Source organism: Haloarcula pelagica, assembly GCF_030127105.1.
Taxonomy (GTDB): Archaea; Halobacteriota; Halobacteria; order Halobacteriales; family Haloarculaceae; genus Haloarcula; species Haloarcula pelagica.
Genome location: NZ_CP126161.1, coordinates 1,828,691 through 1,853,816 on the forward strand (window position 1 = coordinate 1,828,691; position 25,126 = coordinate 1,853,816).

The following is a 25,126-nucleotide window of genomic DNA, read 5'->3' on the forward strand; positions in this document are numbered from 1 at the left end:
CTCCACGCGAAACGGGCGGGTAATGCTAGTCGCGTTCGACTTCGACGGGACCCTCTCGGACTCGGAGATGACGGTCCTGCTCGGCAACCAGAACGGCACGGCCGCCGACATGGAATCGATCACGGAGCGGGCGATGAACGACGAGATCGAATACGCGGAGAGCCTGCGCCAGCGGTGTGCGCTGCTCGCGGACCTCCCGGACGAGCAGGCCCAGGCCGCCTTCGACCAGGTCGAACTCCGACCCGGCGCCGCCGATGTCATCGCGGCGCTCCGGGACGCCGGCGTCCACGTCGTCATCCTCACGGGCGGCTTCGAGCGGGGCGTCCAGGCGGCGCTCGACCGGGAGGGCGTCGCGGTCGACGCCATCGTCGCCAACCGCCTGCCGGTCGCCGACGGGAGACTCACCGGCGATGTCGAGGGGCCGCTGATCGAGGGGACGAAAGACGACGCCATGGAGGTCGCGACGGCGATCCTGGGCGAGGACCGGACGGCGACCGTCGCGGTCGGCGACGGGGCCAACGACCTGCCGATGCTGGAAGTGGCCGGGCTCGCCATCGGGTTCGAGCCGAAACCGGCCGTCGAGCCGTCGTGTGACGAAGTCGTCTCGACGATGGCGGAACTCCGGGAACTCCTGGAGAGCGAGGGGATTCTGTAACCCGCTGAAGCTCAGCGGTCGGGTTCGACTGTGCTACAGCCACAGGCTGGACAGTTCGTCCGTCGCTCGTCGAAGGACAGTCGACAGTACCGACAGACGTAGGTTCGAGCCTGGCTGCGGACGGTGTCGGTGAGGCACCGGATGATGGACATGGTTGACTCCGCGGTTGGCGGCTCGTGCCAACCGACAGCGGCATCGTTGGGACAGGGCCCGTATATTTCTTCGTCTTATACAACTATGTTCGTTCTAGTACGTTATACGAACACAAATATCGGGCAACAGTGGACAGTGTCTGTGGGGAGAGTTTCGGTCACTGCCGTTCGACTGCCCGAGTCGGCCCGGCCGACCCGTAGAGTCCGTGCCGGCGTGTGGGTGTTTCAATCGTCGTCGAGGACTCGCTCGTGGTACTGGCTGAGAAACGTCGCCCGGTCGGTCCGGCCGGCGTCGGCCGCCACGAGCGTCGCTTCGAGGCCGTCGCGGGGCTGGTGACAGCAGTCCTCGTAACAGTCCGTACAGAGGTACTCGAACGCCTTGTCGTCCCGGTCCCAGCGGTCGCCGTGTTTGTCGTACTCCCGGGCGGCCTCGCGTGCGACCGTCTCGCCACAGGCGATACAGGTCACTTCCTCGTCGGGGTCGACCCACATCTTCCCGAGGTGGGCCGTCATCGGTCTCCCTCCCCGGCAGTGTCAGACATCGTGCAGGCGGTCGCCGTGGCGTTCCAGCGTGGTTCGTGGCCGGCGACAGTCTCGTCGAGGAGGGGCAAGAGCCCTCCGCGGTCACCGGTCGAGGAGTGGTGCTGTTGCATAGCTCACACTGTGGTAGTTCTCGGTCTGTGACGGTAGGACCGCTGCCTCACCAGTGGTGGCCCCTAAATACGGGGCGTGAGACGAGCGGGACCGCCGACCGCTCACGCCGTCGGCACCGCGACGGGCGGTAGCCAGAAGTGGGTACAGTCCTGAGCCCCGCTATGGTCGTCGAGCCTGCAGCGTCGGTCGGTGTCGCGTTAAGAATCGTCCTCGGGGTCTTCGCGGGCGTCGTCGCGACGCTGGGGATGGACCTCGTGATGGCACGGTTGCCGGAAGGCGGGACGCCGCCGACGGTCGCTGCGGGCGTCCTCACCGAGCAGTCGCCCGACACCGCACCCGAACGGCTGGCGTCGGCGGTCCACTACGTCGCCGGCGGCGGGACCGGGCCGCTGTTCGTCACGCTGCTCTTTCTCGTCGAGGGGCTGCTGGGCGGCGTCTCGGCGGTGAGCTATCTGGTGACGACGGTCGTGCTCTTCGCGCTGATGGTGGCGTTTTTCGTCGGCGTCGTCTTGCCCCGGCCGGGGCTGGCCCGCCAGCGCGTGAGCGCGATCGGCCGGGACTGGGCGCTGTCGGCCGCGGCGTATCTCGTCGTACTGGTCCCGCTGGTGTGGGTCGGGACTGGGCTACTGCCGTAACTCAGCGGGTGGCCTGGCCGATCGCCTGGTCGAGGTCGGCCTCGATGTCCGCGACGGACTCGGTCCCGACCGAGAGTCGGACCATGTCGTCCGTGACGCCGGCGGCGGCCTTCTCCTCGTCGGAGAGTTGCTGGTGGGTCGTCGAGGACGGGTGGATGATCAGCGTCTTCGCGTCGCCGACGTTGGCCAGGAGGCTGGCGATCTCGGTCGACTCGACGGTCGTCCGGGCGGCGTCGTAGCCGTCCGCGAGGCCGAACGTGATCATGCCGCCGTAGCCGCCGTCGAGGTACTCGCTCGCGGTGTCGTGGGTCTCGTGGTCGTCCAGCCCGGGGTAGGTGACCCAGGAGACTTCGGGGTGGTCGTCGAGGAACTCGGCGACCGCCATCGCGTTCTCGCAGTGGCGGTCCATCCGGGTGGGCAGCGTCTCCAGGCCCTGCATCGTCTGCCAGGCGTCGAAGGGGGACTGCTGGCAGCCCAGGTCCCGCAGGCCACGGGCGATGGCAGCGTAGGTGAAGGCGGCGTCGCCGAAGCGGTCCCGGAAGTTCACGCCGTGGTAGGCGGGGTTGTCGCCGGCGATCTCGGGGAACTTCTCGGCGTGTTCGTCCCAGGGGAACGAGCCGCCGTCGACCAGCACCCCGCCGACGGTCGTCCCGTGGCCGTGGATCCACTTCGTCGTCGAGTTCCAGACCAGGTCCGCGCCGTGTTCGATCGGGTTACAGAGGTACGGCGTGGCGAACGTGTTGTCGACGAAGAAGGGGACGCCGTGGTCGTGGGCGATCTCGGCCAGACGCTCGAAGTCCGGCGTGACGAGCGCGGGGTTGCCGATGGTCTCACAGTGGACGTAGGCGGTGTCCTCGTCGATGGCCTCGGCGTAGGCGTCGTAGTCCAGCGTGTCGACGAAGCGGGTCTCGACCCCGTTTCGCGGTGCCGTGTGGGTGTAGTAGGTGTATGTCCCGCCGTACAGCGAGGAGGCGGTGACGACGTTGTCGCCGACATCCGCAAGCAGGAAGGTCGCGAGGTTCAGCGACGCCATCCCGGAGGCGGTGGCGACCGCGCCGACGCCGCCCTCCAGTTTCGCCAGGCGCTCCTGGAGCATTCCGACGGTCGGGTTCATCAGCCGGGAGTAGATGTGACCCGGTTTCTCCAGGGCGAACTGCTGTGCGGCGTCCTCGGCGTCCTCGAAGACGTAGGATGTCGTCTGGTACAGTGGCGGGGCACGCGAGCCGGTGGCCGGGTCGGGCTCCTCCTGTCCGACGTGCAGTGCGTTGGTCTCGAATCCGCGTTCGGTGTCGTCGTCGCTCATACGTCCGACACCTCGCCCGGCGTGGTCTTAAACCCCGATTCCTCCGGTTACCCCGGCCACTGCTCGGAGATACCGGCGAATTTTCCGGAACAGTCACTCCGACAGCGACCCTTCGTAGGACTGGTCACGCCCGACGACGGTCTCGGGATCGAACCGAACGAGCGAGTAGCCGTCGGCGGCCAGCCCGCGGAACCGCTCGTCCCACTCCGATCGGTCCGGGCCGAGATACGACGACAAGAGGCGGTCGGCACGCTCGGGATCGTACGGTTCGAGCGACGCGTGCCCGCGCATCCCGACGTGTTCGACGCGGCCCGACCGCGGATCGAAGTCGACGACGGCGAGCGCCGACTCGGGGAACTGCCGGACGCGATCGGGGTAGGATCGGGCGTCCTCCTGAGCGACGAGCCACACGCGGCCGTCTTCCCACAGGAACCACAGCGGCGACACCCGGGGGCCAGATCCGGAGGACTGGGCGAGAAAACAGAACAGCGGGCGGTCGAGAAAGTCGTCGACGGGGACCGAGAGGGTGTTCTCGACGATCTCCATGGGAAGCGTTCGGGAGCGTGGCTGAAATACGTTGGAGTGTGTTCGCCGTCGGCGACGCGGTTCTCCGGTCGAAAACGGTGGTCAGGCGAACTTCCGGACCGTCATGTCGAGCGTATCGAGGTCCAGAATCGGCGCGAAGCCGGCGTCGGGGTCGATGTTGACGGACTTCTGGAACTCCGTCTGGGCCTGCCAACAGCCCGAGTTCAGCGCCAGGACGTTGTGGTACTTCCCCCAGCCGAGTTTGTGGACGTGGCCGGTGTGGAACACGTCGGGCACCTCCTCCATGACGAGGTAGTCCCGGTCCTCCGGGGCCAGGCGGGTGTGGCCGCCGTACTGCGGCGCGACGTGGCGTTTCTTCAGCAACTGGTACATCGCCTTGTGTGGCTCCTCGTAGCTGGCCTCCTCGTCGGGGAGTTCGGCGATGACCTCGTCCAGCGAGACGCCGTGGTACATCAGGACGGTGACGCCCTCGACGGTGACCAGCGCCGGGTTCGAGTGGACCTGCGCGTCGTGGGCGGTCATGATCTCCCGGAGTTCCTCGTCGAACCCCGGTTGGGGCTCCGCGAGGCGGACCGCGTCGTGGTTGCCCGGGATCATCCGGATCTCCATGTCGCCGGGGACTTCCTTGAGGTACTCCGAGAACTGCTCGTACTGTTCGTACACGTCGATAATGTCCAGTTCCTCGTCCTGGTCGGGGTAGACGCCGACGCCCTCGACCATGTCGCCCGCGATCAGCAGGTACTCGACGTGTTCGGCCTCGGGGGTGTGGAGCCAGTCGGTAAAGCGGTGCCAGGCGTCGGCCATGAACTCCTGGCTGCCGACGTGTACGTCCGAGATCAGCGCCGCCTGGACGTGCCGGTCGGCGGTCGACGGGCTGTGTGTCCGGGGTACATCCGGGAAGTGCAGGGAGTCGACGAAGAGGATCCCGCCGTCGTCGGCCAGCGTCCCCTCGACGGCGATGACCTCGTCGAACAGGAGTTGCTGGACGAGATCGGCGATCGGGCGGTCTTTCATCACCAGACAGGGGAAGGTGCCGTTGGTGTCTTCCAGTTCCACGAGCCAGTGGCCGCTCGCGGTCGTTCTGATGTCCGAGACCATCCCGATGAGCGCCGCTTCGCTGTTGCCACCCATCCGCTCGATGGCGTCGGTCGGTCGGTGGTTGACCCGGCCGCGCAGGTGCGCGGAGAGCTTCTCGTAGCGGTCCCGGAACACCGTCACGAAGTCCTGGTACTCGCCGGTCCCCGTCGAGTGACCGGTCATGTCGTTCGCGACTTCGATCGCCCGGAGCGTCGGGTCGACATCGCGAGACCCCCCTGTTTCAGGTGGAGACTGCCCCCCCACGTCCGTCGGTTCGGGCGGGTCCGTTCCAGGTGAAACAGAGGGGTCGTCCGCGGGGGTGTCCGATCGCATCGAGCGATCGGGGCTATCGTCGCCCGGTCCGGTGTTTCTGACCGTATCGACGTGGTCTGCGGTGAGTTTCAGCGCGTCCGGCGGCATCGTTTCTAGTGCACGAGCGAGCGTCGCCTGGGGGTCCGGTGCGTCGGCGATCCGGGTGACCGCCTCGCGTTCGGCGTTGTAGCCCCGGCTAGCGAGTTCGCTGACGATGCGTGCCGGCGTCTCCAGAGGCACGGTCGACACTCCGTGTCCGAGAGCAAAAGACTGCCGGACCCGACACAATATTGACCGCTCGGCCCCGAGGTGTTCGAACGAATGGCAGCCGACGACGGGGAGAGCGAGGAACGGCCGGGCGGCCAGCGGTGGTGGCGCTACCTTCGTGACATCGTCAGCAGCGTCGGAGCCGTCGCGATGGTCGGGCTGTTCGTGTTCGCGGTCAGCGGTCTCTGGCCGCCGCTCGTCGCCATCGAGAGCCCCAGCATGGAGCCGAACATCGAGACGGGAGACATGGTGTTCGTGATGTCGGCCGAACGGTTCCCGGGCGAGAACGCGACCCACGGGATCGTCACGGCCGCGGCGGGAACGGAGACGGGCTACGACCGGTTCGGCCGCGGAGGCGATGTCATCATCTACGAGCCGGACGGGGACGAGCGCCGGACACCGGTCATCCACCGGGCGATGCTGTGGGTCGAGGGCGGCGAGAACTGGTACGACCGCGCCGACGAGGACGCTCTCGGAACCGCCGACGACTGCGCGGCCCTCCGGTACTGTCCGGCCCCCCACGCCGGCTTCATCACCAAGGGCGACTACAACGGCGGCTACGACCAGCTCGGCGAGCGGGCGATCAGCGAACCGGTCCGCCCGGAGTGGATCGTCGGCACCGCGGAGGCACGGGCCTCGGAGCTCGGCTGGCTGAGCCTGCGGTCGTCGCGGGCAGAAACCACACAACGGAAAGTTGATAGCCCGGCTGTGTAAAGCCGCAACTCGATGGACGGCACCGACAGCCACTCCGTGCCGGCAGAGAGCGAGGAGCCAGAGCGCATGGCCTACGTCCTCGATATCCTGAGCAGCGTCGGCAGCGTCTTGCTGGTCGGTGCCCTGCTGTTCGCGGTCAGCGGCGTCTGGCCCCCGCTCGTCGCTGTGGAGTCGTCCAGCATGGAGCCGAACGTCCAGAAAGGCGACATGGTGTTCGTGATGTCCGAACAGCGCTTCGCCGGCCCCCAGGCCACCCACGGCGTCGTCACCGCCCAGCAGGCAGACGGCTACAGCCGCTTTTCCGGGGGCGGCGATGTCATCGTCTACGAGCCAAACGGGGACGAGCGCCGGACGCCGGTCATCCACCGGGCGCGCCTCTGGGTCGACGCGGGCGAGAACTGGTACGACCGCGCCGACGAGACCGCCGTCGGCGCCGCGGACAACTGCCAGGAGCTGCGGAACTGTCCGGCTCCCCACGCTGGCTTCATCACGAAAGGCGACAACGAGCAGACGAACGGCGCCTACGACCAGGTCAGCGGGATCAGCGGCGTCGTTCGGCCCGAGTGGGTCATCGGAACCGCCGAGATGCGGGTCCCGCTGCTGGGGGAGATCCGTCTCCAGTGGAACCAGGCCGGGACCGCCGTCGCTCGCGTCACCGTCGGTCCCGCTTAGTTGTCGAAGCGGGCCTGGACGAACGGCTGTACGTCTTCGATATCGCCCAGCCGCGAGTCCGACAGCAACACGGCTTCGGTCTCCTCGGTCGGGACCGACAGCGAGATCTCCTTCGTCCGCCCGTACCGTCCCTTCGAGACGACGACGGCGTTGACGATCCCGAGCATGTCCAGTTCCGAGATGAGGTCGGTCACGCGCCGCTGGGTCAACACGTCGGCGTCGATCTCCTCACAGAGGTTCTTGTAGATGTTGAACACTTCGCCGGTGTTGATGCTGTGGACGCCGTTTTTCTCTAAGAGGATGATCGCGAAGAGGACGATCTTCGACTGTGTCGGGAGGGTCCGGACGACCTCGACGACCCGGTCGAGTTCGATCTTCTCCTGGGCCTGGCGGACGTGGGCTTCCTCCACCTGATCGGTCTGGCCGCGCTCGGCGAGTTCGCCGGCGGTCCGCAAGAGATCGAGCGCCCGGCGAGCGTCACCGTGTTCCTGTGCGGCGAAGGCGGCACACAGCGGGATCACGTCGTCCGAGAGCGCTTCGCCCTTGAACGCCACGTCCGAGCGGGCCTGGAGGATGTCTCGGAGTTGGTTCGCGTCGTAGGGGGGGAAGACGATCTCTTCTTCACCGAGGCTTGACTTGACGCGGGGGTCCAGAAAGTCGGTGAACTTCAGGTCGTTGCTGATCCCCATGATCGACACCCGGGAGTTCTCCAGTTCGGAGTTCATCCGGGAGAGGTTGTACAGCGTGTCGTCGCCCGACTTCTCGACGAGTTTGTCGATCTCGTCGAGCATGATGACGACGACGCGCTCGTGGTAGTCCACGGCGTCGAAAAAGGAACTGTAGACCCGATCGGTCGGCCAGCCGGTCATCGGAACGTCCTCGAATCCCGCCTTGTCGGCCTCCAGGGAGTCGATCCGGTCGTCGATCGCCTCGACATCGGCGAACTCCGTCCCGTCGAGCGTCGCCTCGTCCTCGCGTACGCGCGAACGGAGGTCGTTGAGTTCCGCGACCCGGTCGTCGATCACCTCGACGTTCTTGTCGATGAACTTGTTCGCCAACTGCGCGAGGACGCGGTACTGGGTGTCTGTCACCTCGCAGTTGATGTACTCGACCTCGCAGGGGACCTCGTACTTTTGCGAGGTCGTCTCCAGTTCCTCGCTGACGAACTTCGCGCTGGCGGTCTTTCCCGTCCCGGTCTTCCCGTAGATGAGGATGTTCGAGGGTGTATCCCCCCGGAGTGCCGTGACCAGGATCGTCGCCATGTTGTTGATCTGTTCCTCGCGATGGGGGAGTTTGTGCGGGGTGTAGGAGGGTCTGAGGACTTCCTTGTTCTCGAATATCGGCTCGCCCTCCAGGAGGTCGTCGAACAGCCCGCGGGACGCCTCGTCGGAGCCGTCGGAGCCGGTGTCGAGATTGTCCAAGACCACGTCGTCGAGGTCGGGGCGCGTCGTCGGCGATGGCTCCGTCCCGGCGTCGCCGTCGCGCGGCTCGGGGCCGTCGGATTCGGGACTGTCTCCCTCCGACGACGAGTCTTGCTCTCCGGTCGATCGATCGATTGGGTCGGTCATCGTGGTTGGTGAACCCCCCAGTTTCGGGTGGAAAGCGTTGTCCGCACCCAGAAAACGGACGGTAGAAACTCCGATACACCGTTCCTACCGATTTTCGACGCTCTCGGGTGCGTCCAGTTGAACCACATGAAGTCGTGCGTGAGCGGATATTAAATATTTCGGTCGAAATCACGGTTCGAGTGGGGGGATCTGTCGAGTGGACGGGAAACGGGGGCGGGGCGTGGGGAGCGTCACGTGTGAACGGGAACGGCGAACGGCACGGGGACATATCGGTAATCGAAGGTTACTCGCCCGGAACCGCCGTATCCCGAGAGCTACGTTTCAGATCTGGGACTGATCGCTGTCGAGTGACCCTAACCCCCCCACCCCTTCGTTTCGAGTGGAACGACGAATCGGACCGGGGGGTGGGGGAGGGGTTCGAGTGGATCCGGCTCTAGGCTAGACAAGATTTATGTACCATACCAATAAACCAAACCCGCACTAGAAAGAAAGGATTCTTCTTTTCAGTGGTCTAGTCGTATACTAGTGTTAGAGCGGCTCTAGGTACACTAGTCCCTAGTTCGTCTCTCGACGCGCGACTGACCGACACCCCACTCTTTCCCGTCCAACCCGGCTCTCACACCCTCCCACCCACACGGGGGTGTGGTGTTCCACTCGAAACGAAGGGGTGGGGGGCTTCCAGGGGGCGGGTCGACCCACTCCGGTGACTGCCGATCACGGCGCTCGTGCGGGTGAGACTCCTTGTCAAACCTATCCGAAAAGTTATCTTTGTCTGACGTAGGCTTAAGTAAATTCCACTGTCTTCTACAGCCAGAAGCCGCCATACCGGCACGTCCGGGCGGCGGGAGGATAGGATGGGACTGCTAACAAACCTCAAAGACAGCATCTCACGGGCAGCATCGACACTGTTCTCGGAGGAGGACCCAAAGCGGATCGGTATCTACGGGCCGCCAAACGCCGGGAAGACGACCCTCGCGAACCGGATCGCTCGAGACTGGACCGGCGACGCCGTCGGGCCGGAGAGTCACGTCCCACACGAGACACGCCGGGCTCGCCGCAAGGAGAACGTCGAGATCGAACGGGACGGCAAGACGGTCACGATCGACATCGTCGACACACCGGGCGTGACGACGAAGGTCGACTACACCGAGTTTCTCGAACACGACATGGAGAAAGACGACGCCGTCCGTCGGTCCCGGGAAGCCACCGAGGGGGTCGCGGAAGCGATGCACTGGCTCCGGGAGGACGTTGACGGCGTCATCTACGTGCTCGACTCGGCGACGGACCCGTTCACGCAGGTCAACACGATGCTCATCGGTATCATCGAGAGTCAGGACCTCCCGGTCCTGATCCTCGCGAACAAGATCGATCTGGAGGACTCCTCCGTCCAGCGGATCCGCAACGCCTACCCCCAGCACGAGACGATCCCGCTCTCGGCGCTGGAGGGCGACAACATGGACGAAGTGTACGACAAGATCGCGGAGTACTTCGGGTGATCCCATGCCTGAGATAAAGGATCCCGACGACGGCGTGCAGATCGACCTCGTCAGCGGCGAGCGCATGGAGGGGCTCACGACGATGGAGAAGATCCGGACGGTGCTGGACGGCGTCCGCGACGGCAACATCGTCATCCTCGAAGAGGGGCTCTCGCCCGACGAGGAGTCCCGGCTCATCGAGGTCACCATGACCGAGATCAGCCCCGACGAGTTCAACGGCATCGAGATCGAGACCTACCCCAAGTCCGAGGCGGCCAACACGGGCCTGCTCGACCGGCTCATGGGTAACGAATCGACACAGAAGCTCACGGTCATCGGGCCGGCCAACCAGATCGAGACGCTCCACAAGGACGAAAACCTCATCAGCGCACTCGTCTCCCGGAAATAATGCCCCATCAGTGTACGAACTGTGGCCGCGCGTTCGAGGACGGCTCCAAGGAGATGCTCTCGGGGTGTCCCGACTGTGGCGGCAACAAGTTCCAGTTCAAACCGGACGGCGTCGACAGCTCGACACCGCCCGGGACGGACGCGGAGCCACCCGAACCGCCGGAGCCGCCCGGATCGGACAGCACCGTCGCCCGCACCGTCGGGAAGACGGCGGCGACAGTTCGTGACTTCGTCGGCGGCGGGGACGACGCCGCCGGAGCCGCCGGGTCCAGTCGAACCGAGGGGCGGAGCCGGCGCCAGACACGCCGGCGGAGCCGCCGGCGGCCGAAACCGAAGCCGAAACCGAGGACGCCGCGCAGGCGAGCGCACGCGGCGACATCGTCGGGCCTGACGAACTCCCGGACGACCCGCCGGCCGCGGAACCGACCGGCGAGACACAGTCGCCCGACGCCGGGGAAGGAACCCAGAACCCGGCCGACGCCGCCGAGACCGACGACGGCTCGGACGACCGGCCGGACCTCTCGGAGCTTCGGGAGGAACTCAACGAGCAGTTCGAGTCGATCAAGGTCCTTGAACCGGGCCAGTACGAACTGAACCTGATGGAACTGTACGACCGCGAGGAGTACATCGTCGCGCTCGAAGAGGACGGCCGCTACTCCATCCAGGTCCCCGAAGCGATCCGGGACTGACCCGAACCGCCTGTGAACCTCTCGGGGTCGAGCCCCACGGCACTCGGCCTGCTCCGCCTGTAGACCCGCTATTCTCCGGGTCTCTCCGTGAAAACCATTATAGTCGCTGCCGGAGAGGTTTCGCGTATGTCCACCGACGACCACTCGCCGACCGACTCACACATCGAGGAATGGGCAGCCCTCCTGGGGACCGACCTCGACCGCTCCAGGGCCGACACTGGGGACGTGGACTGTCTCGAAGACGAAGCGACCTGAGCCGATCGACTCGAACCGGAGGGGCCGCGACGAACCGAAGGGGCCGCGAGAACGATCGATTTAACGCCTACGCGATCTCGTCGTACTGCTCGGAGAGCTTGTCGGCGGCTTCGGCCATCAGCTCCTGCTCGTAGTCGTCGAGGTCCCACTCGACGATCTCCTCGACGCCGTCGCTTCCGAGCCGAACCGGCACGCCAAAGGCGGTGTCGTCGTGGCCGAACTCGCCGTCGAGTTTGACCGACGCCGGCAGCACCTCGCCGGTGTCACGGACGATCGCTTCGACCATGTGAGCGACGCCGCGGGCGGGCCCCCACTCGGTCGCGCCCTTGCGCTCGATGACATCCATGGCCGACTCCTGGAGGTCGCCCAGGATGCGCTCGCGCTCGTCGGCGTCGAACTCGGGGTCGGTGCCGTCGACGCGGACCTTCGAGAACACGGGGACCTGTGCGTCGCCGTGCTCGCCCAGGATCGTCGCCTCGACGTTCCGGGTCGGGGCGTCGAACTCCTCGCTCAGCACGTAGCGAAAGCGCGCCGAGTCCAGCCGACCGCCGAAGCCGATGACCTGCTCGCGGGCGCGGTCGCCGGCCTCGTAGAGGTGGCGGTTCAGCAGGTCGACCGGGTTCGAGGTCGTCAGCGAGACGTAGTCGTCGTTGTGCTCGTCCAGCGAGGACTGGATGTCCTCCATGATCGGTGCGTTGTCGCCGGCCAGGTCGATCCGGGTCTGACCGGGCTGGCGCGGGATACCGGCCGTGATGACGACCACGTCGGAGCCGGTGGTCGCCTCGTAACCGCCCTGGCGGACCGTCGTGTTCGAGTCGTAGGCGATCCCGTGGTTCGTGTCGGCGGCCTGGCCGATGGTGTCTTCTTCCTTGTCGGGGATGTCGACGAAGACGACCTCGTCGGCGATGTCACGGAGCGCGATGTTGTACCCTGCGGCGGCGCCGACCGTCCCGGCCGCGCCGACTACGCTTACCTTTGTCATACCATCCGAAACGCCTCCCGCGCGGACGTTAAACGTGTCGAAACCCCTGTCTCCGGGTCGGCTCTCGGACCCGTAAAGGGTTTTCAGCGTGGTGGCGTTGTACTGGGTATGAGCGACTTCGACAAGGAAGCCGAACGCGAGAAACTCCGCGAGAAGTTCGAGAAGGAGGACGAACAGCGCGAGGCGACCGAGCAGATGAGCGAACTCCTGTTGAAGGGGGCGACGATGACGAACGCCCACTGTAGCACCTGTGGCGATCCGGTCTTTCGCTACGATGGCCAGGAGTTCTGTCCCACCTGCCAGAAACCGATCACACGGGAGAGCGGAGCGGACGACGGTGCCGACGACGCCGACGGCGACCACATCGAGGTCGCGGACACCAGCGACGAGGCCCGCGTGCAGTTCGGCGGCAATCAGGCAGAAGGCGACCAGGCGGAAGCCGAGCAGTCGGCGGGAGCAACGCCGACAGACGGGTCGGCGGGAGCCGCCCCGGACGGGTCGGCCGACCCCGCCGAGAGCGCGGAGACGGCCGCGACTGCGCCGACCGAGCACGCGGTGCCGAGCGCGGACGACGGCGCACAGGCTGCTCCATCCGAAACTGGGGGACGAGCCGACCAGCAGTCGACTGTCGATACCCAGACTCCGGCCGCACGACCCCCGTCAACGAGCGGGAACGAGTCCCACGATCGCTCCCCCACTGTTTCCACTCGAACCGCCGGGCTTCCCGAGGAAGCCGCGACCGACCTGACGGAGGCGAAGAAACTCCTCGCCGAGACCGCCCACCAGTTCGCACAGCGCGCGGCCGACAGCCAGGACCCCCGTGACGCGCGGGAGCACCTCAAGGCGGCCCGCGAGGCCGCCGCGGCGCTGGACGCGACGAACTTCTGAGAACGACCGGGACACGCGACGGCCGAGACGAAACGGGCGGTCCGGTCAGTAGTTGAGATTCACCAGCCCGCCGTCCGAGGTGGCTTCTCCGGGCCGATCGGGGACCCCGTCGCCGCGGTGGCGGTCGACCCGATCCAGGAGGTCGTCGATCGTCGGCACGTCCTGTGGATTGGGCCCGCCGTGGCGCGAGACGATCCGGAGTCGCTCGCCCTCACACTCGAACAACGCCACCCCCGGGAGCCGCGGGATCGTCCGCTGGAACGGCGCGAACGTCTCGAACTCCTCGGGCGCGCCGTCCTCGCTGACGATGTCAGTCGCGGGGTCCGCGAGCATCGGGAACGGGAGATCGTAGCGCCGATGCCACAGCAGCGCACGCTCCCTGATGTCCGGTAACACCGGGACGACGGCGACCCCGCGAGCGGCGAACTCCTCGTACCGGTCGGCCAGGTTCCGGACGAGTTCCCGACACAGCGGGCAGTAGTGGTTTCGCAACAGTACCGCGAGTACGTAGTCGTGATCGGCCGCCAGATCACTGGACGCGAGCGCCTCGCTGCCGGCGCCGATGTTGTGGAGTTCGAACTCGAAATATCGCTTCTCGGAGTGCGACTGTGTCACGTCAGTTCCCCCCAATCGTTCTATATCGTCCCCTGATATGAACGTTTTCGTCGGGCTGCCAGACCCGGCTCACGGGCCGTCACCGCGCTCGATGGCCGAAAACGCGGCCGACGCCGGAACTGTCTGATCGCCGGTGTGAACCGACGAGTCGCTGCCAGCCGTGGCTCACTCCCCGCGGTAGTCGCTGCCGACGACCTCTCTGATCCGTTCGGCGGTCACGGACCCGACGCCGTCGACGGCCTGGAGCGCCGCCTCGTCGGCGGTCATGACGGCCTCGACGCTCCCGAAGTGCGCGAGCAGCGAGCGGGCGGTGACGGGACCGACCTCGCCGATCGCGGCGACGACGTACTCCTGTTGCTCGGGCAGTGTTCGGGACTGTTTCTCGCCGTGGACGCTGACCTCGCGGTCGGCGTCTTCCTGCTCGCGCTGGGCGATCGTTTCGAGCAGGTCCGCCGTCTCGTCTTCGTCTGCTGTCTGGAGGACGCTCGCGCCGAAGTCGACCGACAGCGACGAGAGCGCGCCCTGGATCGCCTTCCGGTGGACGTTCCGGGCGCCGTAGAGGTCGCCGCCCTCGATGACGACGACCGGCCGGGCGTAGTGGCGGGTGGCGTCGCCGACCTGCTCGAACATCGACCGGTCGCCGCCGGTCAGGGTGTCCAGGAAGTCCGAGACGGTCTTGCGCTCGACGACGACCCGGTCCGAGAGGACGTAGTCGCCGACTGCGAGCGTCTCCAGTCGTGTCTCGATGCCCTCGCGGGTCGAGAGGTCCCGGGCGATCGTCGCGTCGAGTTCCCGCTGGTCGGCGACGATCTCGACTACCTCCTCGTCGCCGTCGGCGGTGGCGACGGTCCCCTCGCGCTCCGCACCGTCGTCGCTGGTGGCGTCCACGTCCGCGGAGCCGTCGGGGTCGGTCTCGCCGGCGAAGGCGTCCAGCCCGGCCTGGCCGTCGCTCCCCGTTTCGGCTGGAGCGGCCGCGTTCGACCCGGCGGCGGCCTCCCCCCCACCGGTTCCACTCGACCCGCCGGCGTCGCTCCCGGCCGAGTCGTTCTCGACGCCCTCGTACTCGTCGAGGCCGGTCTGGTCGAGTTCGGCTTCGAGGTCGCCCGCGACGCTCTTTAGATTCTGGAGCTCCTGTTGCATCCGCTTCTGGTCGTTGCGGGCCTTCCAGAAGTACGCCTCGTCGCGAGTGTCCTCGGCCAGCAGGACGACCACCCGGCCCTCGGCCTGGCGGCCGGTCCGGCCCTTGCGCTGGATCGCCCGGATCGCCGTCGGCACCGGTTCGTAGAACAGGACGAGGTCGACCTCGGGCACGTCCAGCCCCTCCTCGGCGACGGAGGTCGAGACGAGCACCTCGAACTCGCCGGCCCGGAACCGGTCTAAGGTCTCCTGTTGCTGGGTCTGTGTCATCCCCTCGCTGCCGTCGGTGTCGCTCTGCCCGACGAACTTCTCGGTCTCGAAGTGGTCCGAGAGGAAGTCCACGAGCGTCTCGGCGGTGTCCCGGGACTCCGTGAAGACGATGACGCGCTCGCCGTTCTCGATACCCAGCGTCTCCGCGAGCAACATCCGGGTCCGGCGGAACTTCGGGTGGAGGTCGTCGTACTCGCGGGCCTTCCGGATCGCCTCGCGGATCTTGGGCTCGCTGACGAGTCGCTGGTCTGCCTTCGAGGCGCCCGACGAGCGGGCGGCCTCTTTCAGCCGCTCGAAGTACCGCCGCAGGGACTCGACGCTCTGGGTCTCGATGTAGGTGACCGCGGTGCGGAGCTTCCGGATCTCGGCGAGCAGGCTCATCCCCTGGTACCCCTCGCTCTGGTCGTTGTCCATCAACTGCCGTAGCTCGGCTTGCATCCCCTGGATCTCCCGCTCGGAGAGGTCCGGCGAGGACTTGTTCGTGACACCCAGTTCCTTCAGCTGTTCGAGCCGGTCGGCAACGACCTCGTTGATCGCGTCCCGGATCTCGACGACCACCTCCGGCAGTTCGATCCGCTTCCACTCGACGCTGGTGTCGTGGGTGTAGTCGGCCACGTCGGCGTCGTCCTCGGTCATCACCGCCACCTCCGAGAGCCCGAGGTTCTCACACACTTCGAGGATCGCCTCCTCGTCGTCGCCCGGGGAGGCGGACATCCCGGTCACCAGCGGGTCGTCGGCGTCGGCGTGGTAGCGCTCGGCGATGTAGTTGTACGCGTAGTCGCCGGTGGCGCGGTGACACTCGTCGAAGGTGCAGTGGGTCACGTTCGAGAGGGAGATCCGGTTCCCGACCAGATCGTTCTCGACGACCTGGGGCGTCGCGATGACGATGCGAGCGTCGTCCCAGAGGGCTGCCCGGTTGTCGGGGCTGACCTCGCCGGTGAAGACGACGATCTCGTCGTCGGGGACGGTCAGGGCCTCGCGGTAGAACTCGGCGTGTTGCTGGACGAGCGGCTTGGTCGGCGCGAGCATCAGCGAGGTCCCACCGACAGCGTGGAGCCGCTGGGCCGTGACGAGCAGCGAGACGGTCGTCTTCCCGAGGCCGGTCGGGAGACAGACCAGCGTGTGGGTCGAGCCGGCGGTGTCGGCCAACTCGACCTGGTACCGACGGTTCTCCAGGAACTCCGGGGTCACCATCGGCCGGTCGAGGTACTCCCCGCCTTCGACGGTCGCCATTTGTACCGAGTTGTCCCCGGTCGTGGTTAAGGGTTCAGGTACCACGGTGAAAGTGAACCGGCCGAGGGGAGCGGCTACACCGGCAGCACGGTCACGCCGACCCACATCGCGGCCGCACCCAGCACCGGGATCGAGAAGTTGTCGTCGACGACGTAGCCGGCGATCGTGGGTTTGACCCCGTCCGCGAAGGTAGCGGCGGCTCCGCCCAGCACCGCCGCGACCGTCGGGACGAACGGCGCGGCGAGCAGCGTACAGACGCCGAACATCACCAGGAGCACCCACCCCTGTTTGACCGCGCTGGCGCTCGCAGAACCGAGCAGTCCGCTGATCGGGTCCCCGATCGCGAGCATCAGCATCGCCGGCACCGCGACGGCGGTCGTCATCCCGGCGATCCCGACCGCGAACGCGACCAGGGCCATCCCGACGATGTACAGCGCGTACCCGGCCGGGTTGTCCTGTTCGTACTCCCGGGTGAGCCGATCGTAGATCGCCCAGTCGAGCCCCACGGAGAGGCGCAGGTACTCCAGGACGACCACCACGACCAGACACAGCGCCAGGAACCCCTGGACGACCCCCCAGGTCACGATGTCGGGGACTGCCAGGTGACAGAGCGGGACCGCAGACCCGGTGACGTGGACCAGGCGTCTGGCGACCTCGTCGGCCATCTTACAGGGTGTCGAAGGTCGTCTCGCCCTCGCTGAGGGCGACGAGGTGGTCCGTCAGCTCCTCGATCGGGACGCGTCTCTGCTCGGTCGTGTCCCGCTCCCGAAGTGTGACACTCCCCTCCTCTTTGGACTCGTAGTCGACGGTCACACAGTAGGGGGTCCCGATCTCGTCCTGCCGGCGGTAGCGCCGGCCGATCGCGCCCGAGTCGTCGTAGGTGACCGACAGCCCCGCACCGCGGAGGTCGCCCGCGATCTCGTGGGCCAGTTCGTCCAGCCCGTCCTTGTCCATCAGCGGGAAGACGCCGACGGTCGTCGGGGCCTGCTCGGCCGGCAGATCGAGGTAGGTCCGCTCCTCGCCGTCGACCTCGTCCGTGCTGTAGGCGTGAGCCAGCACCGTGTAGACCAGGCGGCCGACGCCGAAGGAAGGCTCGACGACGTGCGGGCGGACGTGTTCGCCGCTCTCGGTGATCTCCTCGACGCTGAACCCGGTCTGCTCGACCGGCACCGTGACCGAGTCGCCGTCGACTTCGACCGTCACTTCGTCGCCGTCGAAGGCGTCGGGGTCACGCTCGGCCAGCGCTTCGAGGGCGTCCGCGACCTCTTGGGCGGCGCCGCCGAACTCCGGCCCGAGGTAGCTCATGTCCGGGTCGACCGTCGGCCGTTCGACGGTCACGGGCTCGTCGTACTGCTTGAAGACGGTGTAGTCCTCGCCGGAGTGGTCGGCGTGTTTCGTGAGGTCGTAGTCGCCCCGGTAGGCGAAACCGGTGATCTCGATCCAGTCGCCGTCGATCTCGGCCTCGGCGTCCCAGCAATCGGAGGCGTAGTGGGCCAGTTCGCCCGGCAGGTGCTGGCGGAAGCGGAAGCGATCCATGTCGACGCCGATGCGCTCGTACCAGCCCTTGGCGACGCCCAGGTAGTAGGCGACCCAGTCGCTCGCGATGACGCCCTCGTCGACCGCCTCGCGGACGGTCAACTGCTGTTGGCCGCCGTCCTCGGCCTGTTGGGCCTCGCCCGAGTACAGCGGCAGTTCCACGTCCGCGACCGCCGACAGCGGCGGCTCGTCCTCCTCCGGGTCGACGAAGTGTTCCAGTTCGGCCTGCGTGAACTCGCGTACGCGAACGAGGGACTTCCGCGGGGAGATCTCGTTGCGGTAGGCCTTGCCGATCTGGGCGACGCCGAAGGGCAGTTGATTGCGGGCGTACTCCGAGAGCTGCGGGAACTCGACGAAGATGCCCTGGGCGGTCTCGGGCCGCAGGTAGCCCGGCGAGGAGCTCCCGGGACCGATGTTCGTCTCGAACATGAGGTTGAAGTTCTCGACGGGTTCGCCGGCCAGGGGGGCGCCACAGGAGGGACACTCGATGTCGTGGTCGGCGATGAGCTCCATCACCTCCTCGTTGGGGAGCGATTCGGCCTCCTCGATGTCGGTGGCGTCCTCGACGACGTGGTCGGCCCGGTGGGTCGCACCGCAGTCGGCGCACTCGATGATCATGTCGTCGAAGCCGTCGAGGTGGCCCGAGGCCTCGAAGACGGGTTCGGGCATGATGTCGGGGGCCGAGATCTCCTGGTGGCCCTCGCGGACGACGAACCGGTCGCGCCAGGCGTCCTCGATGTTGTCTTTCAGCGCGGCGCCCTGTGGCCCGTAGGTCCAGAAGCCGGCGGCGCCGCCGTAGGACCCGGCGGCGGGGAAGTAAAAGCCCCGACGCTTGGCCAGTTCGGTCAGGCGCTCGCCCTCGTTCATAGGCCCTCCAGGAGGTCTACGTCCCGGACGATGCCCGCGAGCTGGTCGCCGGCGACCAGCGGGATCTGTTCGATGTCGTGCTCGATCATCAGTTGCGCGGCTTCCTCGGCGGTGCGGCGCTTGCTGACCGTGACCACGTCGTCGGTCATGAACTCCCCGACGGGCTCGGCCGGGATCTCGACGTTCCGGGTGGGCATGTAGCGGCCGCCGACGGCCTTGATCCCCTCCCAGGCCCACTCGTCGTCCTGGCCGGCGATGGAGTCGCCGGTGTCGTCCTCGCCCTCGACGACGCGGGCGACCTCGATGATGTCGACCTCGGTGAGCATCCCGGTCATGTCGCCGTGGTCGTCGAGGACGACGGCGTAGGGGACCTCGGCGTAGGAGAGTTCCCGCTCGGCGACTGTCAGCGGCGTCTCGACGTAGACGCTGTTGACATCCGACCGGGCAAGGTCGCCGACGCTCGCGCTCCCGTCGACATCCCCGTTGGCGATGGCGCGGATGACATCGGTCATCGTGACGATGCCGTCGAGGCCGTCACCGACGACGGGGACGCGACGCTCGCCCTCTTCGAGCATCAGCCGGGCGACCGCTTCGAGGGTGGCGTCGGCGGTGGTCGTCGGGACCTCCTCGACGAGCATCGCGAGCTGGTCTTCGTCTGGCCGGTCGATGAGCGCCTCCCGGGTGACGAGCCCACGGAACTCCTCGCCGTCGTCGGTCGATTTGATGACCGGGACGGAGGAAAAGCCCCGGTCCTGGAGGTACTCGAGGACATCGTCACGGGTGCCCGGAATCTCTACCGTGACGACCTCCGAGCGCGGCGTCATCGCGTCTGCAACGTTCATACTGCCAGAACCTCCTGCCCGCATCTACTAAGTCCTTAACATCCGCCGGTTTTCGCCGCTGTGGCCGGCTGGGACCACTCTCAGAACCCCTGCTGACCGGCGCGAGCGGTCACCGCTGTCTCTCACGCTCCTGACAGATGGCAGACATGTGTCAGACAGAGAGACGACACGCACGCCACCCCCGTCTATCGATTCCGCTACGTTTATATACAAGTGCTACATATTGTCATGCATGGAGCCGGACACGGTCGCCCCAGTGGAGGTTGCTGAGGACGCAGAAGTCATGGCTTCCGTCGAGGAAGACACGACCGACACGCTCGTCATCGCGGACATCTCGCAAGACGACGCCTATCTGACACTCCCACTGGTAGACGCCGCGTCCCTTCCCGAGTGGCGATAACTCGGGTCGCATCACTCGTTCCGATCGGTTCTTCGACACGGTACCCGACAGCGGTCAGTGGGTCTGGACCCACAGTCGACCCATCTTCGTCAGTCGGGTCTCGTAGCTCCCGCCGACATCGACCCGCCGGAGGAACCCCTTCGCTTCGAGCTGGCGGACGTTGTACTGGACCTTGCTCCGCAGGGACTCGTCGGCCTCCTCGCCCCGGCGGGCGGCCAGTTCCCGGGCGAGCGCCGAGGTAGAGTTCGTCGGCCCGCGTTCGCCGAGCACTTCCACCAGTTCCCGCTCGAAGGCGCGGAGTTCGGCCAGCGGGGCCGCGGGCAACTCGACGTAGCGCTGGCCGTCTATCTCGCGGGCGCCGGTGGTGATCCCTCGTTCCCGAACCGTCTCTAAGAGGGCCTCGATCTCGGCGATGCGCTCGTCGGCGTCGCCACCTTCCCTGAGGAAGGACAGTTCGGCCTCCAGTTCACGCAGGAGACTGGTCGTCAGGTACGCTTCGGGCGGAACGTAGTAGACGTGAAGCTGATCGCGCAACTCGGGACGTTCGTTGACCAGCGTGTTCGCCGCCGTCGCGAAGCCAAAGGAGACCGTGCGGGGCATCGAAGAGATGTTGATCCAGACCTCGCTCTCGGGCACTCGCTCCCGGATCGCCCGGTAGGCGGTCTTGTAGGCGTTCTCGTAGTCGTGGACGCTGTCGATGAAGGCCGTCTCCACGTCGGCGCCCAGCACTCGCTCGAAGGTGTACTCCAATCGGTGGAACATCCGCTCTGCGAGGTCGGCGACCTCCCGGTCGTCGCTGTGCCGGCGCGCCCGGTAGAGGACTACGGCGTCGGCCGCCAGCTCGCCCTGGGTGATGGGCAAAAACAGTCGCTCGACATCGATACCGACCGGGATCAGGTGGACCGTCTCGCTCACTGGCCCAGTCCTGTCGCGCCGCCGTGAAAGCGTTTCCCCATCACCGGGAGGTGACCGATTGCGTGCAAACAACTTTGCACACAAATGCGTAACGGTCCACAAATTTTAACCAGAATCGGACCGACCAACGGGTATGACCACGACCCCTCGCTCGGACCCCCACGCTGCCGTGATGAACACGGTCAGCGGGCGGGAGTTCAGACCGTTCGACCCACAGCCCGGCGACGTGGCGCTCGCCGACATCGCCCACGGGCTCTCGAACATCTGTCGGTGTTCGGGTCAGACACGGGAGTTCTACAGCGTCGGGCTCCACTCGCTGTACGTGAGCCGCGACCTGGCCGCACGCGACGCCACGCCGCGGGTCCAGTTGTACGGCCTGCTCCACGACGCGCCGGAGGCGTACGTCTCCGATCTCGTCTCGCCGGTCAAGCGCCACCTCGACCGGTACCAGGAGGTCGAGGGGGCGATCCTCGACGCCGTCTGGGCCGCCTTCGACCTCGCCCCGCCGACCGACGCCGCCTGGGAACGGGTCCACGAGGCCGACGTGCGGTTGCGCCGCTACGAACTCGACACGCTGCTCCCGGAGGTCGTCGAGGGCGAACCGCCGGACCTGTCCTACGACCTCGCGGCCGACACCGACCGCGACGTGGCCGCCGCCTTCGAGTCTCGCGCCCGGGACCTGATCGCCGAGACAGACGCCCAGCTACCCTGACTACGACCCGGGCTCCGACGCCGAGACCTGCACGTACGGGAGCGTCACGTCGCCGTCCCCGACGGACAGGGCGGTCGCCTGGTCGGTTCGCTCGGGGACCAGCAGGTCGATCACGTTCGCCTGGGTGGGCCGCGTTCGCCCCCCGAAGTCGGTGACGCTGTTCTCGGGCTGTACCTGTGCGACGCCGCCGGGGCCGGTCAGTGACCCGCCCAGCGAGAGCACCGCGACCTCGGCCCCGCGGAGGTCGCCCAGCGGAGCTTTCGGCACACTCACCCAGAGCCCGTCCAGCCCGTCGCGGGAGGCGACGGTGACTGCGTCGCTGACGGTCGTCCCGTCGGCGCGTTCGACCGCTGCCGTCGATTTGTTGACGACGAGTCGGCGCTGGTGTGGGGCGGCCAGTCGGCCACCGACGCCGGCCCGCGTGGCCGTCGACCCCCCGTCTGTGTCAGGGTCCCGGACGTACACCTGGAGGTGCTGGGCGAGCCGGCTCCGGTCGACGCCGTCGGGGACCGGCTCCGCGAACTCGAACTGCCAGTGGTACCGATCGGCCCCCTCGAAGACGGCGACGCGCCGGAGGTCCAGACTCCCCGGCTCCCAGCGTTCGGTCTCGGGGTAGGTGAACCCACCGGGGCCGTGGTCGTCCCCCGCCGGGTCCGTCCAGGCGGCAACCCGCTCTGCGTCGAGCAACCGGTTCCGGACGCCCGCCGCGAGCGGAACCATCGGGAGGACTGGCCGGTCGGCCGCTCGGATCGACGACTCGTCGTCGACCGGGCCGACGAGCAGGTCGGCGATAGCCGTCCCGTCGCCGGCCGCGCCGTCACCCCTGAGAAGCGTCGTGAAGGCCAGTTCATTCGGGTCGTCGGGAACTACCCTCGACGGAACTTCGACGACCAACTCGCTCCCGGCCCGCCGCGTCGGCAGGTCGGCGACCGTCGTCCCGTCCACTCGCTCGACGGTCGCTCCCTCGGTCGTCGCGACGACCCGGTGCTGTGCGGGCGCGGCCAGCGTCGCGCCGACGCCGCGTGTCTCGCCGCTCCCGCCGTCGGCGGTCGGGTCCCGGAGATACGCCTCGACGGTCGGGCCGCCGTCCGCCGGCAGCGACGACAGGCGCCAGGCGAACTGAAGTCCGTCGTCCGACTCGTGGACGGCCATCCCGGTCAGGTCGTACTCGCCCGCGGGGCGACCCGCCGGCGGCGTCGCGTCGCCCGCGGGATCGGAAAAAGTCGCACGCGGCGCACCCCGGCCGGACAGGGCGTCGGCCCGGAGGACGACGGCGGCCTCGACGGTGACACCCTCGCCGGCGGTGACGGACTCCCCGGAGACGAGGTCGGTCCGGCCGACGGCCGGGTGTTGCGCGACGGTCGTCGGTCCGTCGCCGAAGTTCAACAGGACGTGGACGCGCTCGCCGTCGGCCTCGCGGGCGTAGCCGGTGACGCGGTCGTCGCCCGGCGCGACCGACAGCGGGACCACGTCCGCGTCTGACTGCAGCGGCGTCAGGTCGTGGCGCAACTCCGCCAGCGACCGGTAGAACGACCGCAACTCTCGGTCGGCCTCGTCCCAGTTCATCCGCTCGCGGGGCTCGGTCAGCCCGGTTTCCTGGCCGTAGTACAGCAGCGGCGCGCCCGGGAGGGTGAACGTCGCCGCGCCAGCAGCCCGCTGGCACCGGCGGTCGGCGAACGAGAGGAACCGATCTGTGTCGTGGTTCTCGACGTAGTTGAGCAGCCCGACGTGGGCGGGGTAGCCGGCGTCACGGCGCTCGGCGACGACGTTCTGGAGGTCGTCGGCGGGAGCCTCGCCCCGACCGACCGCCTGGAGCGTTCGGAACAGCCCCTCGGCGTAGTGGAGGCCGAACTCGTTCTCGGCGAAGTCGGCGTGGTCGGCGTCCCACGGGACCGCTTCCCCCAGCAGGAGGAACTCGGGGTGGTCGCGTTTGACCCGTTCGCGGACCTCCTTCCAGAGACTGTGGGGCATCCCCCAGGCCACGTCACAGCGGAAGCCGTCGACCACGTCGGCCCACTCCGCGACGATTGCCAGGAACCACGACCGCACCGCCAGCGTGTCGTAGTTCAACGCCGGGATACCCCGCCAGCCGAAGTAGTACAGCGCCTGCTCGTCGGTCCAGCGGTACCACTCGGCGAAACTGTTCGACACCGCCGTGTCTGTCACGGCCGCCTTCGCCGCCCGGAAGTAGCGGTGTTGGCGGGCGGTGTGGTTGCCCACGAGATCGAATATCACCTTGATCCCCCGGTCGTGACAGGCGTCGACGAACGACTCGAAGGCCGCCCTGTCACCCAGCGCGTCGGCCGGTTCGAAGTAGTCGACGACATCGTAGCCGTGGGGGCCACCGGGCTGGCTCTCGTCGCGGTGGCTGTGGGCATCGAGAATCGGGGTCAGCCAGACCGCGTCGGCGCCCATCGAGTCGATGTATTCGACCTTCGATTCGAGGAAGGTGAAGTCCACGTCGGCGCCGAACCGCCGGACGAAGACCTCGTAGACCACCGCGTCGCTGGCCCACTCGGGCGGTTCGGTCGGGTGGCGCAGTTCCCGGGCGTCGGGATCGACGACCAGCGTATCGGCGACGCTGCGCCCCGTCTCGCCCGCGGCGGCCGCGTGGACGCGAACCGGTCCGTCCATCGCATCCAGTGGAAGCCTGGCGGTATGCCCATCGACGGATATGTTGCCCTCGAAAGAATCGCGGTCGTCGACGAGGAACTCGACCGTGAGATCACCAGGCGCGGCGTCGCTGTCGGTCGGCGGGCGAACGTCGGCCCGGATCTCGGCGGTCCCGTCGGCCACGTCGCCGTCGAGCGAGAGCGTCGGCCGCGGGTCCCCGGCGGTCCGCTCGGGGAACGCCCTGACCGTCTGTCGGTGGACGCCGTCGGGCGCGCGCAGTTCGAGGGCGTACGTGCCGGGTACGTCCGGCTGGAACTGGACGGCGAAGCCGTCGCCGACGGCGGCCTCGCTCCCGGCCGGCGCGTCGACGACCGACCAGTCGTAGCCGGCGGTCGGGTCGGGGTTCCGGGGCGCGAGGTTGCTCTCGACGCCGGCAAACTCGGGGGCGCGAACCGACGCGCCGACACTCGTAAACACCGGCGGCCCCGGCGCGTGACTCCCGTCGATTGCCGCCTGTGGCGGCGCGTCGAGATCGGGGACCCCGGTCGGGGAGCCGGTCCCGGGAGCCGGCGTCGCCGACGCCGTCGGGTCGTCAGCCGACGAGTCGGACGGTCGCCCCGGACAGCCGGCCAGGCTGGCCAACGCGGCCGAGAGGAGGAAGCGACGCCTGGTCGGCGGGTCGTCGTGGTCTGACACACCACGGGCTACCGCGACCGGTCGAATAAACGTTGACC

Annotated in this window: 24 protein-coding genes and 1 pseudogene; 11 read left to right on the forward strand and 14 right to left on the reverse strand. The window is 67.5% G+C overall.

Annotated features, from left to right (window positions below; translation table 11 throughout):
* Positions 1-22: 22 nt before the first annotated feature.
* Positions 23-655, forward strand: coding sequence for a phosphoserine phosphatase SerB (gene serB / locus P1L40_RS09635; protein ID WP_284006624.1), 633 nt, complete (start codon positions 23-25; stop codon positions 653-655).
* A gap of 377 nt (positions 656-1,032) precedes the next feature.
* Here serB and P1L40_RS09640 read toward each other — a convergent pair whose 3' ends face one another.
* A complete protein-coding gene (locus tag P1L40_RS09640) occupies positions 1,033-1,320 on the reverse strand; it encodes a DUF7562 family protein (protein ID WP_284006626.1) in 288 nt (95 codons plus the stop codon).
* The gene (locus tag P1L40_RS09645; RefSeq protein ID WP_284006628.1) at positions 1,317-1,460 is read right to left on the reverse strand and encodes a hypothetical protein; all 144 of its coding nucleotides are present in this window, start codon (positions 1,458-1,460) and stop codon (positions 1,317-1,319) included. Before P1L40_RS09645 ends, P1L40_RS09640 begins: the two co-directional genes overlap by 4 nt.
* A gap of 162 nt (positions 1,461-1,622) precedes the next feature.
* On the opposite strand from P1L40_RS09645, the gene P1L40_RS09650 reads away from it, so the two are divergent.
* Positions 1,623-2,096 (forward strand): hypothetical protein, encoded by a 474-nt coding sequence (locus tag P1L40_RS09650; RefSeq protein ID WP_284006629.1) that lies wholly within the window; start codon positions 1,623-1,625, stop codon positions 2,094-2,096.
* 1 nt (position 2,097) lies between these two features.
* Here the strand turns inward: P1L40_RS09650 and P1L40_RS09655 are convergent, their stop codons facing one another.
* The 3 genes from P1L40_RS09655 to P1L40_RS09665 form a co-directional block, all read right to left on the reverse strand.
* Complete coding sequence (locus tag P1L40_RS09655) at positions 2,098-3,399, reverse strand: O-acetylhomoserine aminocarboxypropyltransferase/cysteine synthase family protein (protein WP_284006631.1); 1,302 nt, start codon at positions 3,397-3,399, stop codon at positions 2,098-2,100.
* A gap of 93 nt (positions 3,400-3,492) precedes the next feature.
* Positions 3,493-3,945: a pyridoxamine 5'-phosphate oxidase family protein gene (locus P1L40_RS09660; protein ID WP_284006632.1), complete on the reverse strand. Its 453-nt coding sequence runs from the start codon at positions 3,943-3,945 to the stop codon at positions 3,493-3,495.
* Between the two features lie 81 nt (positions 3,946-4,026).
* Complete coding sequence (locus tag P1L40_RS09665; RefSeq protein WP_284006633.1) at positions 4,027-5,574, reverse strand: DNA-directed DNA polymerase II small subunit; 1,548 nt, start codon at positions 5,572-5,574, stop codon at positions 4,027-4,029.
* A gap of 81 nt (positions 5,575-5,655) precedes the next feature.
* Between P1L40_RS09665 and P1L40_RS09670 the strand changes: the two genes are divergently transcribed.
* Together P1L40_RS09670 and P1L40_RS09675 are read left to right on the forward strand one after the other, a co-directional pair.
* Positions 5,656-6,315, forward strand: a complete 660-nt coding sequence (locus tag P1L40_RS09670; protein WP_284006635.1) for a S26 family signal peptidase — start codon at positions 5,656-5,658, stop codon at positions 6,313-6,315.
* Between the two features lie 66 nt (positions 6,316-6,381).
* Complete coding sequence (locus tag P1L40_RS09675; RefSeq protein ID WP_284011057.1) at positions 6,382-6,987, forward strand: S26 family signal peptidase; 606 nt, start codon at positions 6,382-6,384, stop codon at positions 6,985-6,987.
* Here P1L40_RS09675 and P1L40_RS09680 read toward each other — a convergent pair.
* The gene (locus tag P1L40_RS09680; protein WP_284006636.1) at positions 6,984-8,555 is read right to left on the reverse strand and encodes a Cdc6/Cdc18 family protein; all 1,572 of its coding nucleotides are present in this window, start codon (positions 8,553-8,555) and stop codon (positions 6,984-6,986) included. The genes P1L40_RS09675 and P1L40_RS09680 overlap by 4 nt on opposite strands.
* Before the next feature lie 854 nt (positions 8,556-9,409).
* Here P1L40_RS09680 and P1L40_RS09685 point away from each other — a divergent pair.
* The 4 genes and pseudogenes from P1L40_RS09685 (at position 9,410) to P1L40_RS09705 (ending at position 11,382) form a co-directional block, all read left to right on the forward strand.
* The gene (locus P1L40_RS09685) at positions 9,410-10,051 is read left to right on the forward strand and encodes an Era-like GTP-binding protein (RefSeq protein WP_284006638.1); all 642 of its coding nucleotides are present in this window, start codon (positions 9,410-9,412) and stop codon (positions 10,049-10,051) included.
* Positions 10,052-10,055: 4 nt separating this feature from the next.
* Positions 10,056-10,439: a DUF2073 domain-containing protein gene (locus P1L40_RS09690; protein WP_284006640.1), complete on the forward strand. Its 384-nt coding sequence runs from the start codon at positions 10,056-10,058 to the stop codon at positions 10,437-10,439.
* Positions 10,439-11,127 (forward strand): annotated as a pseudogene (locus tag P1L40_RS23540) (Zn-ribbon domain-containing protein). The gene P1L40_RS09690 and the pseudogene P1L40_RS23540 overlap by 1 nt, the downstream one beginning before the upstream one ends.
* Before the next feature lie 126 nt (positions 11,128-11,253).
* The gene (locus P1L40_RS09705; RefSeq protein WP_284006642.1) at positions 11,254-11,382 is read left to right on the forward strand and encodes a hypothetical protein; all 129 of its coding nucleotides are present in this window, start codon (positions 11,254-11,256) and stop codon (positions 11,380-11,382) included.
* Positions 11,383-11,449: 67 nt separating this feature from the next.
* On the opposite strand, the gene mdh is transcribed toward P1L40_RS09705, so the two are convergent.
* A complete protein-coding gene (gene mdh, locus P1L40_RS09710; RefSeq protein ID WP_284006644.1) occupies positions 11,450-12,364 on the reverse strand; it encodes a malate dehydrogenase in 915 nt (304 codons plus the stop codon).
* Between the two features lie 108 nt (positions 12,365-12,472).
* On the opposite strand from mdh, the gene P1L40_RS09715 reads away from it, so the two are divergent.
* Positions 12,473-13,252 carry an Sjogren's syndrome/scleroderma autoantigen 1 family protein gene (locus tag P1L40_RS09715; protein ID WP_284006645.1) on the forward strand — a complete coding sequence of 260 codons (780 nt, stop codon included), beginning with the start codon at positions 12,473-12,475 and terminating at the stop codon, positions 13,250-13,252.
* A 45-nt stretch (positions 13,253-13,297) separates the two neighbouring features.
* Here P1L40_RS09715 and P1L40_RS09720 read toward each other — a convergent pair whose 3' ends face one another.
* From P1L40_RS09720 to P1L40_RS09740, 5 genes are all read right to left on the reverse strand, one after another.
* On the reverse strand, positions 13,298-13,867 hold the full coding sequence (locus P1L40_RS09720) for a redoxin domain-containing protein (protein WP_284006646.1): 570 nt from the start codon (positions 13,865-13,867) through the stop codon (positions 13,298-13,300).
* A gap of 165 nt (positions 13,868-14,032) precedes the next feature.
* Entirely contained in the window at positions 14,033-16,507 is a 2,475-nt protein-coding gene (locus P1L40_RS09725; protein WP_284006648.1) for a DEAD/DEAH box helicase, read from the reverse strand.
* A gap of 74 nt (positions 16,508-16,581) precedes the next feature.
* The gene (locus tag P1L40_RS09730; protein ID WP_284006649.1) at positions 16,582-17,172 is read right to left on the reverse strand and encodes a dolichol kinase; all 591 of its coding nucleotides are present in this window, start codon (positions 17,170-17,172) and stop codon (positions 16,582-16,584) included.
* 1 nt (position 17,173) lies between these two features.
* A complete protein-coding gene (gene glyS, locus P1L40_RS09735) occupies positions 17,174-18,910 on the reverse strand; it encodes a glycine--tRNA ligase (protein WP_284006650.1) in 1,737 nt (578 codons plus the stop codon).
* Positions 18,907-19,752, reverse strand: coding sequence for a CBS domain-containing protein (locus P1L40_RS09740; protein ID WP_284006652.1), 846 nt, complete (start codon positions 19,750-19,752; stop codon positions 18,907-18,909). Before P1L40_RS09740 ends, glyS begins: the two co-directional genes overlap by 4 nt.
* 232 nt (positions 19,753-19,984) lie before the next feature.
* On the opposite strand from P1L40_RS09740, the gene P1L40_RS09745 reads away from it, so the two are divergent.
* Positions 19,985-20,152, forward strand: a complete 168-nt coding sequence (locus tag P1L40_RS09745) for a DUF7556 family protein (protein WP_284006654.1) — start codon at positions 19,985-19,987, stop codon at positions 20,150-20,152.
* A gap of 54 nt (positions 20,153-20,206) precedes the next feature.
* Here the strand turns inward: P1L40_RS09745 and P1L40_RS09750 are convergent, their stop codons facing one another.
* A complete protein-coding gene (locus P1L40_RS09750) occupies positions 20,207-21,067 on the reverse strand; it encodes an HFX_2341 family transcriptional regulator domain-containing protein (RefSeq protein WP_284006656.1) in 861 nt (286 codons plus the stop codon).
* Positions 21,068-21,200: 133 nt separating this feature from the next.
* Here P1L40_RS09750 and P1L40_RS09755 point away from each other — a divergent pair, with 133 nt between their 5' ends.
* Positions 21,201-21,779, forward strand: a complete 579-nt coding sequence (locus tag P1L40_RS09755) for a hypothetical protein (protein ID WP_284006658.1) — start codon at positions 21,201-21,203, stop codon at positions 21,777-21,779.
* Here the strand turns inward: P1L40_RS09755 and P1L40_RS09760 are convergent, their stop codons facing one another.
* On the reverse strand, positions 21,780-25,088 hold the full coding sequence (locus P1L40_RS09760; protein WP_284006659.1) for an alpha-amylase family glycosyl hydrolase: 3,309 nt from the start codon (positions 25,086-25,088) through the stop codon (positions 21,780-21,782).
* Positions 25,089-25,126 lie beyond the last annotated feature (38 nt).